8 protein-coding genes and 1 pseudogene are annotated in these 13810 nt (G+C 73.4%); 5 read left to right on the top strand and 4 right to left on the bottom strand.

What is annotated here, in order from left to right; translation table 11 throughout:
* Positions 1–86: 86 nt before the first annotated feature.
* Genes FPZ41_RS38800 through FPZ41_RS38790 form a run of 3 tightly spaced genes read left to right on the top strand, consistent with a single transcriptional unit; the run spans position 87 to position 2647 of the window.
* Complete coding sequence (locus FPZ41_RS38800) at positions 87–1052, top strand: hypothetical protein (protein WP_322621283.1); 966 nt, start codon at positions 87–89, stop codon at positions 1050–1052.
* A 28-nt stretch (positions 1053–1080) separates the two neighbouring features.
* On the top strand, positions 1081–1746 hold the full coding sequence (locus FPZ41_RS38795) for a hypothetical protein (protein WP_152868546.1): 666 nt from the start codon (positions 1081–1083) through the stop codon (positions 1744–1746).
* Entirely contained in the window at positions 1718–2647 is a 930-nt protein-coding gene (locus tag FPZ41_RS38790) for an inositol monophosphatase family protein (RefSeq protein ID WP_152868545.1), read from the top strand. The genes FPZ41_RS38795 and FPZ41_RS38790 overlap by 29 nt, the downstream gene beginning before the upstream one ends.
* Positions 2648–2653: 6 nt before the next feature.
* On the opposite strand, the gene FPZ41_RS38785 is transcribed toward FPZ41_RS38790, so the two are convergent.
* Positions 2654–3970 carry an SLC13 family permease gene (locus FPZ41_RS38785; RefSeq protein WP_322621282.1) on the bottom strand — a complete coding sequence of 439 codons (1317 nt, stop codon included), beginning with the start codon at positions 3968–3970 and terminating at the stop codon, positions 2654–2656.
* Between the two features lie 161 nt (positions 3971–4131).
* Here FPZ41_RS38785 and FPZ41_RS38780 point away from each other — a divergent pair, with 161 nt between their 5' ends.
* Entirely contained in the window at positions 4132–10077 is a 5946-nt protein-coding gene (locus tag FPZ41_RS38780) for a WD40 domain-containing protein (protein WP_152868540.1), read from the top strand.
* A gap of 24 nt (positions 10078–10101) precedes the next feature.
* Here the strand turns inward: FPZ41_RS38780 and FPZ41_RS38775 are convergent, their stop codons facing one another.
* From FPZ41_RS38775 to FPZ41_RS38765, 3 genes are all read right to left on the bottom strand, one after another.
* The gene (locus FPZ41_RS38775; protein ID WP_152868538.1) at positions 10102–11253 is read right to left on the bottom strand and encodes a serine hydrolase domain-containing protein; all 1152 of its coding nucleotides are present in this window, start codon (positions 11251–11253) and stop codon (positions 10102–10104) included.
* A gap of 150 nt (positions 11254–11403) precedes the next feature.
* The gene (locus tag FPZ41_RS38770) at positions 11404–12087 is read right to left on the bottom strand and encodes a glycerophosphodiester phosphodiesterase (protein ID WP_152868536.1); all 684 of its coding nucleotides are present in this window, start codon (positions 12085–12087) and stop codon (positions 11404–11406) included.
* 54 nt (positions 12088–12141) lie between these two features.
* Entirely contained in the window at positions 12142–13227 is a 1086-nt protein-coding gene (locus FPZ41_RS38765) for an adenosine deaminase (protein WP_152868534.1), read from the bottom strand.
* A gap of 151 nt (positions 13228–13378) precedes the next feature.
* On the opposite strand from FPZ41_RS38765, the pseudogene FPZ41_RS49055 reads away from it, so the two are divergent.
* Positions 13379–13810 (top strand): annotated as a pseudogene (locus FPZ41_RS49055) (hypothetical protein); the annotation flags it as partial.

Genomic DNA, 13810 nt, shown 5'->3' with positions numbered 1-13810 from the left:
CCCGCAGTCGAGGCCGATTCACGCACCGTGGCCGCCGGAGTGCCGTTGCTCCTACCATGGAGGGCACCATCGGGGGAGGGTGGGACGTGACGCGCAACACATCACAGTCGTCCGGGCGTCGGCTGGAAGACCGGATCGCCTGGGCGGTCAGGAACGCGGACGGTGTCGTCGCCATCGGTGTCGCCCTGGTCATCGGCGTACTGGACATCCTGGACGACAACTTCGACAACAACATCGTCTCCGGCGCCACCCTGCTGGTCCTGGCGGCGCTGGTGTACGGATCGCTGACCGAGCGCCGGCGGCGGATGGCCGACATCCGGGGCGCCACCGAGGGCACGAGCCGGGCCATCGAAGACCTCGCCATGGTGCGGACACTGTCCGGCGCGGAGGTCGGCCTGGCGCACGAGAAGGCCCGCCGGAACACCACCCGTTGGGTGTTCAAGGGCGGCACCGGCACCTATCTGCGTGCCGTCACCCTGCCGGAGTGCGTCGAGGAGGTGAAGCGACAGCGCCGCTCCCTCAGCATGAAGATCGACATCCTCAACCCGGCCGACGACCGGGTCTGCACCGCCTACGCCCGGTTCCGGCGCACCTTCGGACGCCAGGGCGACGCCGGGGTGCACCCGGAGTGGACCGTCGAACGCACCCGCAAGGAATCGTACGCCACCGTGCTCGCCGCCGCCTGGCACCGGCAGCGGCTGGACACCCTGGAGATCGACGTGCACCTGTCCTCGGTGGCACCGACCCTGCGCTTCGACCTGTCCGACAGCTGCCTGATCATCACCCAGGACGACCCGCGCCGCGTGAGCCTGTACGTGGAGCGCGGCCGGCCGCTGTACGACTACTACGTCACCGAGCTGCACCAGAGCAGGGAGCAGGCGGTCAAGCTCGATCTGCGGGAGGCCACACCGCTGAGCGACGAGCCGACGGTGGACGAGGCCAGACGACTGCTCGACCGGCTCGGTCTGCCGCTGCCGACCAGTTTCACCGACCCGGACGTCGGCGACATCATCGACAGGGCACTGCGGGCGGAGGACCCCTACCGCAGGTGAGCGCCGTGTTTCGGCCGAGGGGGGAACGATGGACTACCGGGCCCTGGAACGGGCCGGCCGGCAAGAGGCCGCCGCCGAGCTGTTGCGGCATGCCGCAATGGAATTGGAGCAGATCGTTTCGGGCCGCCGTGCCCTGCGCGCGGTGCGTCATCCACTGGGCTTCATCTGCCTGCCGGTCCTCCGCGACGGTCCCCGGGGGGTCTGCGTCCATGTCTTCGGGGGCATGCCACAGCCGGAGCCGACCGTCCCTCAGGTGCACTCGCACAGCTGGGACTTGACGAGCACCGTGCTGTACGGGCGGCTCGGCAACCGGCGTATGCGCGTCCACGACGAGCCCGCGCAGCCCACCCACCGGGTGTTCGAGGTGCACAGCGATCCGTCGGGGGTCGACGACCTGCGGCCGACCGGGCGGCTGGTGCGCTGTCTGCCCGGCGCCGAACAGACGACCGCGCGAGGGCAGACCTACTCCCTTCCGGCGGGTGAATTCCACACCAGCGTGGTGCCGGGCGGCCGTCCGGCCGCCACCTTGGTACTGGGACGCACGCTGCCCGGCAGGGCGGACCTGTCCCTCGGCCCGTTGTCGGGCCCCGGCCACCGCATGGTCCGCAGGACGTGCGACGCGGCCCAGACCGCCCGGATCGCCCAAGCCGCCCTCAGGAGGATCCATGAGCCCGAACCGGAATCCCTTTCCTGACCCGTCGGCCGGTGACCCGTCGGCCGGTGACCCGTCGGCCGGCTTCGCCTCCGAGTGCCGTACGGCGGTGGCCGCGGCCGAGGAGGCCGGGGCGTTGCTGCGGTCCCGGTTCCCGGACGACTTCGCCGCGCGCCCGAAGGGCGAACACGGCGATGTCGTCACCGATCTGGACCTGATGGCCGAACGCCTCGTCGTGGACCGCATCCGGGAGCGCTTCCCGCACGACCGGATCCTCGCCGAGGAATCCGGGGAACTGCGCGGCGACGGCGGCGGCCGCACCTGGCTGGTCGATCCCCTCGACGGCAGCAACAACGTGGTGATCGGGCTGCCCGCCTACGTGGTCGGCATCGCCCTGTGCGTCGACGAGGCGTCGGTGGTGGGCGTCGTGCACGATCCGGTCACCGGACGCACCTGGTCGGCGCTGCGCGGCGGCGGCGCGCACGGGCCGCGCGGACGGCTCGCGGGCGTCGCGGGAGGCCGCCCGCTCTCGTCGGCGGGACCGTTGCTCGCCTGGACCCAGGGCCACGCGGTCGGCCGCGACGACCCTACGGCCCGCGCCCTGAGGCACACCCTGGAGAACCGGTCCAGACGGCTGCTCCAGCTGTGGGCGCCGCTGCTGACCTGGGCCATGCTGGCCCGCGGGGACATCGACGGGTTCGTGGGCTACCGCGCGGAGGCGATCGATCTGCCGGCCGGGGCGCTGCTGGCCCGCGAGGCGGGAGTGGCCGTCCGGCACCTGGACGGCCGTGAGTTCGGCGGCGGCTTCACCGGGCCCGACACCGAGCGCTCGTTCGTCGCGGGGCGGCCGGAGGTGCTGCCGCATCTGCTGGAGCTGGTGGCGATGTCCGGGGCCGTCGGGTACGGCGGGCCTTCGTACGTGCCGCGACGCTCCGTCCCGTAACCCCGCCTACGCCGTCAGCGTCAGCGCCACCACCGATGCCAGCACCGCGGTGACGGCCAGCACCGCACCCGTCCCCATCAGCCGCGCGACCGGCACTCGCACCCCGTACGCATGGCACCGCTCGTACCACAGCAGCGTCGCCAGCGAGGCCCATGGCGTCACCACCGGCCCCACGTTGGTGCCGATGAGCAGCGCGAGCAGCTGGTCGTGGTTGCCCACCGGGACGGCTGCCTCCCCGGCCAGGTAGACGGGGAGGTTGTTCAGTACGTTCGACAGGCCCCCGCCGACCGCGGCCGCCCGGAACAGGCCCAGGAGGCCGCCGTCATGGCCGACCGCCGAGGCCAGCAGATCGTGCAGCCCATTGACGTTGACCGTCTCCACGACCAGGAACATCCCGGGCACCATCACCAGCAGCCGCCACGGGACCAGCGACAGCCGCAGCGCAGAGCGGCGGCGCACCGCGAAGGCCGCCACGGCGACGGCCGCAGCCGTGGCGGACGCCACCCACAGCTCCACGTCGGCCAGGATCGCGATCAGGAAGCCGGCGCAGGCGAGCCCGCAGGCCCGGAACAGCACCGGGTCGGCGGGACGGTGCACCTCGGGAGGCCGGTAGCGGTCGGTGTTCCCCGCGCCCCGTACGTCTCCCGCGTCTCCCGCTTGTACGGCGTCCGCGCGGGCCGCTCCGGGGCCCGCGGCCGGGGCGCCGGGCTCCGGCAGGGCTCGCTCGATCCCGCTGTCGGCCCCGGCTCCGTCACGCTTTCCGCGCCGCCAGTAGAACAGCCACAGGCAGACCATGGTCACCGCGATGGCCGCCAGCTGCGGCGCCCACATCCGCGAGGCCAGGCCCAGCGGGGACAGCGCGACCCGGTCCGCGGCCAGCAGGTTCGTCAGATTGGAGACCGGCAGCAGCAGGCTCGCCGTGTTGGCCAGCCACACCGTGGTCATCGCCAGCGGCACCGCGGCGATGCCGACCCGCGAGGCGAGCGCCAGCATCACCGGGGTCAGCAGCACGGCGGTGGTGTCCAGGTTCAGGGCGATCGTGGTGACGGAGGCGAAGGCCACACAGAGCAGGAACAGGGCCGCGTAGCTGCCCCGCCCGGCCCGGGCGACGCGCGCCGCCACCACGTCGAAGACCTCCGCCTTGCTGGTCAGCTCGGCCAGCACGATCACCGTGCCCAGGAACGCCAGCAGCGGGGCGATCCGCGTCATCGCGTCACCCGCCGACGCGGTGGGCAGCAACCCCGTGGCCAGGCACAGCAGCCCGACCACCAGCAGGCCGATCGCCACCCGGTCCAGCACATGCAGACGCAGAAAGACACGCACGGAGGGAAGGGTCGCACATCTGTGCCCAGCTGTGACCAGGGGCTGTTCTTGAGCCGCTTTCCCGGCCGGGCCTCGTCGCCACAGAAGTCGGCACGGGAGTCGCCACATGAGTCGTCGTGAAAACGGTTCATACCGAGGCTCTCTCATTGCATCATGAATATATGGGGCGGCAGATCACCACGGGGGAAACCGGACCATTGGACTTCTTCGTCAGCTACTCTCCGGCCGACGAACGCTGGGCGTCCTGGATCGCGTGGACGCTGGAGGAGGCCGGGTACCGCACGGTCCTTCAGGCCTGGGACTTCGTGCCGGGCACCAACTTCGTCGACTTCATGGACCGCGGGGTCAGTGAGTCCGCGGCCGTGATCGCCGTACTGTCACGCAACTACGAGCGCTCCCGGTACGGCCGGATGGAGTGGCAGGCCGCGTTACGCGCCGACCCCGACGCCCCGGAGCGACGGCTCCTCACCGTGCGCGTCGAGGACATTCCGGTGGAGGGCCTGCTGGCCACCATCACCTACGTCGACCTGGTCCCCGTCACCGACCCGTCGGCCGCCCGGGAACTGCTCCTCACCAGGGTCCGTCAAGCCCTCGACGGCCGCGCCCGGCCCAGCCTGAGCCCCGGCTACCCGGGCGGGAACGGCCTCCCGGCGTCCGCGCCCGCGTCTCCGCCGGAGCCGACCGCTCCGCCGACGCCCGCCCGTCCGCTCGGAGGCCTCGGCTGGGCCGGCCGGCGCAGGCCCGCGGCACCGCCGTCGTACCCGCTGACCCGGGGGGACGTCGAGGCGCGCGAGGCGGTCACCGTGCTGCACCTGGCCGGGCCCGCCTTCGGCCGCGGGCAGGACCCCGCCGAGTTGCAGGCGGCGATCTGGGGCGACCTCGTCGAACTCACCGACGCCGGTGCCCCCGCCCCCGACCTGCTGGTGGTCACCGGCGACCTGACGGCCTCCGGCAGCCCGCGGGAGTTCGAGCAGGCGCTGGCCTTCCTCACCGGCCTGCGGGCGCTGCTCGGCCTCGAACCGCACCGGGTCGCCCTCGTGCCCGGCGGCCAGGACGTCAACCAGGCCGCCTGCCGGGCCTACTTCAGCACCTGCGAGGCCGACGAGATGCCGCCCCGGCCGCCGTACTGGCCCAAGTGGCGGCACTTCGCCCGGCTCTTCCAGGAGCTCTACCAGGGCCTCGACGCCGTCTTCGACAGCGACCAGCCGTGGACGCTCTTCCCCGTGCCCGAACTGCACACCGTCGTCGCGGGCCTGAACTCCTCGATGGCCTACAGCCACCGCCTCGACGACCAGTACGGCATGGTCGGCCCCGAGCAGGCCGCCTGGTTCGCCCAGGCGCTGCGCCCGTACGAGGACGAGGGGTGGCTGCGGATCGGCGTACTGCGCCATCCGCCCGGCACCGTCCGGACCGTTGCGGCCCGCGCCGGAGCCCCGGACGGTGCCGGCCCGCTGCGCGACACCGACGTGCTGACCCGGCTGACCGCGCCCCGGCTGCACCTGCTGCTGCACGGCCCGAGCGGCCCCGGTACGCAGCCGGTCCTCGCCACCGGGTCCGGTGAGGTGCAGGTGCTCGGCGCCGCCGGGCCGGGCCGGCACCGGTTGCTCCGCATCAGCCGTGACGGCCTGACGAGTTGGCAGGACCAGGGCCAGGGCCACGGGCAGGGCCAAGGTCAGGACCAGGGTCCGCAGCGCCGCCCGGTCGAGTGGCGGCGCGCCCACCGCGCGTTCGGGCCCGGCCCGGACGAGCCCACGGCTGCCGTGGGACCCGGTAGCGCCACGACGGACACTGCCGTGAACCCGGCCGGCCCGGACAGCGGCGATGGCGCGCCCGAGCCGGAGCTCCGCGCCGTGCAGTCCCCGGCCGAGGCGCTGCTGGCACGGGTCGCGGAGGTCTGCCGCACCCGCCACGAGGGCGCCCAGATCCGCCCGGTGGCCGGACCGGTGCCCCAACTGCTCGTCACCTGGACCCAGTCGGGCTTCGTCCGGCAGCAGCGGGTGGCCGTGCACACCGGCACCCCCACCGCACAGGACGTCGAGCGCTTCGTCGCCCTCGTGCACGCCGCGGACTCCGAGACCGAGGCCGAACTCGTCCACGACGGCCCGCCGCCCGCCCGCGACCTGCGCGACCTGGCCCGCCGCAGGGGCGTACGAGTACGCAGCTTCACCGAGTTCCAGGGCCTGCTCGATCTGCGCGGCTACGTCGGCGCACAGAGCGAGCGACTGCGCACCGACCCTCGCTACCCCCCGGACATGTACCTGCCGCAGCGGTACCGGGAGGTGGAACGCCTCGGTGCCGAGGACCGCGACGGACTGGTCGACGACATGCTCCGGCTGCTCGACTCCGACCAGGGCCGCTTCCTGCTGCTGCTCGGCGACTTCGGGCACGGCAAGACCTTCGCGCTGCGCGAGCTGGCCCGCCGCATCCCGGCCGAACTGCCGCACCTGGTCCCGCTGCTCGTGGAACTGAACGCGCTGGACCGCGCCTACTCCTTCGAGGGACTGGTCGCCGCCCACCTCGCCGCCCACGGCGTCGACAACATCGACCTGCGCGCCTTCCGCTACATGCTCCAGCAGGGCCGGATCGTGCTGCTCTTCGACGGCTTCGACGAACTGGTCACCCAGGTCAGCTACGACCGCGCCGCCGAACGCCTCCAGGTGCTGCTGGACTCCGCCGTGGACAACGCCAAGATCGTGGTCAGCAGCCGCACCCAGCACTTCCGCTCCCAGGGGCAGGTGCTGACCGCGCTCGGCGAACGCGTCGGCCTGCTCCCCCAGCGCCGGGTGCTGGCCGTCCAGGAGTTCACCCCCCAGCAGATCCGCGCCTATCTGGTCAACCGCTACGACGGCGACGAACGCGCCGCCGACCGCCGCGTACGGCTCCTGGACGCCATCCCCGATCTGCTCGCCCTGTGCCGCAACCCCCGGCTGCTCGGCTTCGTCGCCGACCTCGACGACGACCAGCTGCGCGCCGTCGCCGGAGCCGGCCGCGCGCTCAGCCCCGCCGGGCTCTACCAGGAGGTGCTCACCGCCTGGCTGCGCTTCGAAGCGCACCGCGGCACCGGCGGCCCCGGCCGCGCGCCCGGACTCAGCCTGGACCAGTTGTGGAACGCGGTCACCGCGCTCGCCCTGCGGCTGTGGGAGAGCGGCCAGGACTCCCTGCGGCTCGACGAGCTCACCGACGTGGCCGAGACCCTGACCGGACTCGCCGACAGCCGGCTGTCCGTGCCGCAGGCCGCGCACGCCGTCGGCTCCGGGAGCCTGCTGGTCCGCAGCGAGGACGGCGTGTTCCGGTTCATCCACGGCTCGGTGGTGGAGTGGCTGATCGCCCGCGAGTGCGCCCGACGGCTGGCCGCCGACGACACCACACTGCTGGCACGCCGCCAACTGAGCCGACTGGCCGTCGAGTTCCTGTGCGACCTCGCCGACCACCGGGTCTGCCAGGAGTGGGCCGAGAGCGCGCTGAGCGCCGCCGCGGGGGACGACCCGGAGCTGACCGTGCGGGGCGGGGAGACCGCCCGCGCCAACGCCGTGAAGATCCTCACCCGGCTCCGGGTCCCCTCCCACACCGACCTGCGCGGCGCCGCCCTGGCCGGGGAGGACCTCTCCTACCGCGACTTCTCCGGCGTCGACCTCACCCGCGCCGACCTCACCGACGCCCGGCTCGTCGGCGCCAACCTCTCCGGCGCCGTGCTGCGCCACGCCCGGCTGACCGGGGCGTGGCTCGACGGCGCCGACCTGACCGGTGCCGATCTCCGCGGCGCGGATCTGCGGCGGGCCCGGCTGATCCGGACCGACCTGACCGGCGCCCAGGTGGAGGGCGGCCGGTGGCGGCGGGCGGCACTCGTCTCGGCGACCACCGGGCCCGGCCTGCCGGACACTCCCGAACTGGCCGCCGCCGCCATCGCCCCCGGCATGACCGTCGACTCCGGCTTCCGGCCCTCCGCGGTCGGTGTGCCCTACGGGTTCGACATGCGTACCAGCCGGCTGCCCGAGCCCATCTCGTACAGTCCCGACGGCGAACTCCTCGCCGTGGGCAGCGAGGACGGCGGAGTGCTGGTGTGCGACGCCGTCACCGGCACCGCCCTGCGCACCCTTCAGGGCCACACCGGCCGGGTCTACGCGGTCAAGTTCCGTGAGCGGGTGCTGGCCACGGGCAGCGCCGACGGCACCGTACGCCTGTGGGACCCGGTCTCCGGACGGTGCCGGCACGGCTTGCGGATCCACCCCGGCGGAGTCTGGCCGGTCGTCCTCGACGCCGACGGCTCGCTGCTGGCCACCGGCGACGCCGACGGCGTGGTCACCCTGTGGGACACCGCCTCCGGCATGCCGCTGCACCGGCTGCCGGGCCACGCGGCCCCCGTCTACACGGTGGCCTTCGGACCGGACGGCACCACCCTCGTCACCGGGGACGCCTCCGCCGCCGTACGGCTGTGGGACATCACCACCGGACGGCCGCTCGGTGAACTGCCGGGCCACCGGGGCGCGGTGTTCCGGGCCCGGTTCAGTCCCGACGGCCGCCTGCTCGCCACCGGAGACATGGGCGACGGGCAGGGGGCCGGCACGGTCCGGGTGTGGGACGTCACCGAGCGGCGGGTGCTGCACGAGTTCACGGGCCACCCGGGCCGCGTCTACACCCTGGACTTCCACCCCGGCGGCAGGTTCCTGGTGAGCGGCGACACCGAAGGGGACGTACGGCTGTGGGACCTGGCCGCGGGCGGCCCAGCCGGGCTGCTCGGCGGCTGCCGCGGCGCCGTGTACCAGGTGCTGTTCGACCCCGACGGGACGCTCCTCGCCGCCGGGGACAGCGCCGGAGTGGTCCGGCTGTGGCGGATCGACCCGGACGCCGACCCGGTGTCCGGCGGCACGCCCGTCGCCGTGCCGCTGAGCCGGCAGCCCTCGGAACACCGCGGCTCGGTCTGGGTGTGCAAGTTCCGTCCGGGCGCCGACGCGCCCGCCCTGGAGTCCGGCTCACTGCTGGTGACCGGCGGCAACGACGGCGTCGTACGGATCTGGGACCCGGCCACCGGCCAGGGCAGACGCATCCTGCGCGGCCACGGACGGCGCATCGGCACCGTGTCGTTCAGCGCCGACGGTTCGATGCTGGCGGCCGGCGGCAACGACGGCGTCGTCGGCGTGTGGCACGCCACCTCCGGGCGGCGGCTGCGCGAACTCACCGGCCAGGGCGACCGCCTGGTCTCGGCGGTGTTCAGCCCCGGCGGCACCCTGCTGGGCACCGCGAGCAGCGACGGCGACATGTACCTGTGGAACGCCGCCACCGGCGAGTACCAGCGCGAGATGGACGTCGAGACGGACCACGTGTGGGCGGAGGCGTTCAGCCCCGACGGCGAACTGCTGGCCACCGCCAACGACGACGACACCGTACGGCTCTGGTACCGGGCCACCGGCGCACACGTCACCACCATCGGCGAGCACTTCGGCCGGGTCCGCTCGATCGCCTTCCGCTCCGACGGCGCGGTCCTGGCCACCGGCTGCGACGACCGCAAGGTGCGGATCTGGGACATGGCCGACCGCCGCGTCACCGCCGTCCTCGACGGACACACCGACCGGGTGTACGCCGTGGCGTTCGCACCCGACGGGTCCTGGCTGGCCAGCGCCTCCTGGGACGGGCACGCCGTGATCTGGCAGGACGGCGCGGCCGCGCACCGGCTGACCGGCCACACCGGCAAGCTGTGGACGGCCGCGGCCCACCCCATGCGCCCCCTGCTGGCGACGGCCGGCGACGACCGGACGGTACGCCTGTGGGACGCGCACACCGGCCGTGAGACCGCCGCCCTGAGCGGCCACACCGGCCGGGTGCTGGCGGTGGCCTTCAGCCCCGACGGCTCCCTGCTGGCCAGTGGTGGCGAGGACGGCACGGTACGGCTCTGGAACGTCCCCGCCGACGCCCCCGCCACCCTGCGCGCCACCCTGGTCGGGATGCCCGGCGGCTGGGCCGCGCTGTCGCCGTCCGGCGGCTACAAGTACGAGGGCGACGTCACGGGCGAGTTCTGGCACGTGCTCGGCATGTGCCGCTTCGAACCCGGCGAACTCGACGGCAACCTGCCGGGCGTGCGGCACATACCGCTGGAGGAGCCGCTGGGGTGAGGCGAGTCCGGCTTCCCGTCGCGGCTAGCCGAGCGCGGCCTGGATGATCCGGTCGACCACCGGGTTCCCCTCCTCGGACTTCGCGTTGGTCGCGTTGACCGAGTACACGAGGGTGAAGGACAGGTTCTCCGTGGCGCCGATGCCCGTGCTGTAGCCCGGGCGGGCGCCCGTCTTGAACCACAGCTCGCGGCCGTTCGGGAGCTTCTGCAGCGTCAGGCCCGCGCTCATCGTCGCGCCAGGGGCGTCCGCCACCGTGAGCATCTCCTTCTTCAGTAGCGGTTTCGGCACGACCTCTCCGCTGAACAGCGCGACCAGGAACCGTTCCAGGTCCGCCGTGGTCGAGATCATGTCGCCCGCGGCCCACCGGTCGGACATGTTCCACTCCGTGGCGTCGACCAGGCGTCCATCCGCGAGGAACTGGTAGCCGCGGTTGTGCGGGCCGTGGATACGGGGGTCCGGGCCGCCGGGGAAGGAGGTGTCCTCCATACCGACCGGCTTCAGCACACGCACGTACGCCTGATGCTCGTACGAGTCGTCCGTCAGCCGCTCGATCAGCATGCCGAGGACGGTGTAGTCGATGTTCTGGTACTTCTGCTTGTCCCCCGGGCCGAAGGCGGGGCCCTTGGCGACCGACGAGGCCACGACCTCCTCGGGAGCCAGGGTGACATAGCGGTTGTCGTAGCCCTCGCCGTCGACCGGGCCGAGGTCTCTGCCCGGCTTCAGCCCGCTCGTGAAGGTCAGCAGGTTTCGCACGGTGACGGGCTCCTCGAAGGCGTCGGGGAGGAGGCCCGGAAGGTACGTCTCCACGTCCTCGTCCAAGTCCACGCGCCCCTCGGCGGCAAGCTGAAGCACCATTGCCGCGGTCACCACCTTGGTCGTGGAGCCGGTACGGAAGCGTCCGTTCTCCAGGGCGGGGCGGTTCGTCGTCAGGTCGCGGCCCCCGGCGCTGCCCCGCCAGGTGCCGGCGGTGCCGCCGACCCGGACGAGCGCGGCCGTCGCGTGGTCGTCCGGCAGCTCGGAGATCGCGTCGCAGAGCGCGGTGGGGTTCGGGCCCGTGGTGTCGCAGCGTGCCGGCGGTCGGTGCAATGGGGAGGCGGCGGCCACCGTGGGGCCGGCCGCCACGCCCAGGGCGAGGACGGAGGCGAGGACGACGGCTGAGCGCGTACGAGGGGGCATCGGCAACTCCTGTGCAGGGAACGGGTGTTGCCGCTGATCGTGCTGTGGGGTACGCGTCTCGCGGATCGTCACTGAGGAGGGCGCGGTCCCCGGAGTCGGTCCTGGGGCTGCCCCTAGGGGGCCTGTTCCTCATGCCTTCCGACCGGCCGCCTACGTCGCGCGCAGTGCGCACAACATGTCGATGCGGTTCGTCGTGATCGAGTCGACTCCCGCGTCCAGCAGCCGACGCATCGATCGGCGGGTGTCGGGGGTCCACACCGACAGCAGATAGCCGTCCCGGTGCACGCGGGCGGCCAGCTCCCGGGTCACCAGCCCGAAGCGGTAGTTGAGCCAGCGCGGGCGGATGGCGTCGAGGAGCGCCGGGCGCGGTGGGGCGAGTGTCGTCCAGGTCAGGGCGATCTCGGCGGAAGGGGCGGCGGCGCGCACGGCGAGCATCGTGTCGGCGCCCGCGCAGTAGTAGACCCGCTCCTCGGCCCCGCACTCCCGGACGACGTCCACGATCCGCCGTACCGCCCGGGGGTCGGCCGCGCCCGGGAGGTCGATCATCAGCCGGGTGTCCCCGGCGGCGTGCAGCGCGTCCGCCAGCGTCGGCACCCCGCCGCCGGTGAGCCCGCGCACCTCCGCCGAGGACAGCGAGACCAGCGGTCGGTCCTGCTCCCACAGCCGCTTCAGGGTCGCGTCGTGCAGCAGGACGGGCATGCCGTCCCGGGTCAGCCGTACGTCGATCTCCACCGCGTCCGCGCCCGCCTGGAGCGCGGAGTGCAGGGAGGCGATCGTGTTCTCGCGGGCACGGTAGGGGTGGCCGCGATGGGCCACGGCTGTCACGGTGCGCATGGGCTCCATTGTGCTGGCCCGGGGCCCCGGCAGCAGTGCCGGAGCCCGGGGATCTCAGGGAGTGAGCCAGGCCGAGGTGTACGTGTCGATCTCGGCCGCGATCCGCGCCTTGCCCGCGTCGTCCAGGAAGGACGCCTCCACCGCGTTCTTGGCGAGCGCGGCCAGCCCCTGCTCGTCGAGGTCGAGGAGGCGGGCGGCGACGGCGTACTCGCTGTTGAGGTCCGTGCCGAACATCGGCGGGTCGTCGGAGTTGATGGTGACCAGGACCCCGGCCCGCACGAACTCCTTGATCGGGTGTTCGTCGAGCGTGCGGACCGCACGGGTGGCGATGTTGGAGGTTGGGCAGACCTCCAGGGCGATGCGCTGCTCGGCGAGGTGGGCGAGGAGCTTCGGGTCCTTCGCGGCGCTGGTGCCGTGCCCGATGCGCTCCGCGCGCAGCTCGGTCAGGGCGTCCCAGATCGTCTGGGGGCCGGTGGTCTCGCCGGCGTGCGGCACGGAACGCAGTCCGGCGGCGATGGCCTGGTCGAAGAACGGCTTGAACTGCGGCCGCGGTACGCCGATCTCGGGCCCCCCGAGCCCGAACGAGACCAGGCCCTCCGGGCGCAGCCCGTCGGTCGTGGCCAGCCGGGTCGTCTCCTCGGCGGAGGCCAGGCCCGCCTCTCCGGGAATGTCGAAGCACCAGCGCAGTACGGTCCCGAAGTCGGCCTCGGCCGCCTTCCGGGCGTCCTCGATCGCGTCCATGAAGGCGTGCGCGTCGATACCGCGGCTGGTGGAGGAGTACGGCGTGATGGTCAGCTCGGCGTAGCGCACCTGCTGCCGGGCCATGTCCCGGGCGACCTCGTACGTGAGCAGCCGGACGTCCTCGGGGGTGCGGATGAGGTCCACCACGGACAGGTACACGTCGATGAAGTGGGCGAAGTCCGTGAACGTGAAGTAGTCCGCGAGGGCCTCGGGGTCGGTGGGGACCTTGGAGTCGGGGTGCCGGGCGGCCAGTTCCGAGACGATGCGCGGGGAGGCGGAGCCGACGTGGTGCACGTGCAGTTCGGCCTTCGGGAGACCGGCGATGAAGGCGTGCAGATCGCGGGCGGCGGCGCCGACGGCGCCGGTCGGGCCCTGCGGTACGGCGTGGCGGTCGGTCAAGGTTCCTCCCCGGGAACGGCGCCCCAGGACCGTGGTCGGGGACGCGGGTGATCGGCTGATCGATGACTCAGGGATCATCGTAGGCGGCGGCCCGTGCGAGACGGACGTGGGCCGTAGCATGACGGAACGTACGACAGAGGGGATCCCGCGCATGTCCGACGAGGCGCGCACGCCGCAGATGCCGGACACCCCCGGCCAGGACCCCTGGGCTGCCCCGGAGAACCGTCCCCTGGCCGGACCTCTGCCTCCGGAGAACGCGGCGCCGGCTTCTCCCGCTGCTCCTGGCACCGGTCCCGGTCCCGCTCCTGGCACCGGTCCCGCTCCTGGCACCGGTCCCGCTCCCGGCACCGGTCCCGCTCCCGGCACCGGTCCCGGTCCCGGCACCGGTCCCGCTCCCGAGCCGCAGGACGCCGTCCCGGCGCCCGGGGTCCGGCTCGACAAGCCGCCCGCCCCCGCGCCGAACCCGTGGGCACCGCCCGCGGACACCGTGTCGCCGGCGAGCACGCCCCCGGTACCGCCCTCCGCGCACGACCCGCAGACGTACACGTACGGCCCCCCCGCGGGCTCCCCGATACCCCCGGCC

The organism is Streptomyces acidicola, from assembly GCF_009377235.1.
GTDB lineage: Bacteria > Actinomycetota > Actinomycetes > Streptomycetales > Streptomycetaceae > Streptomyces > Streptomyces acidicola.
Note: the sequence above shows the minus strand (reverse complement) of the source record. Positions and strands in the feature narration are given on the sequence as shown.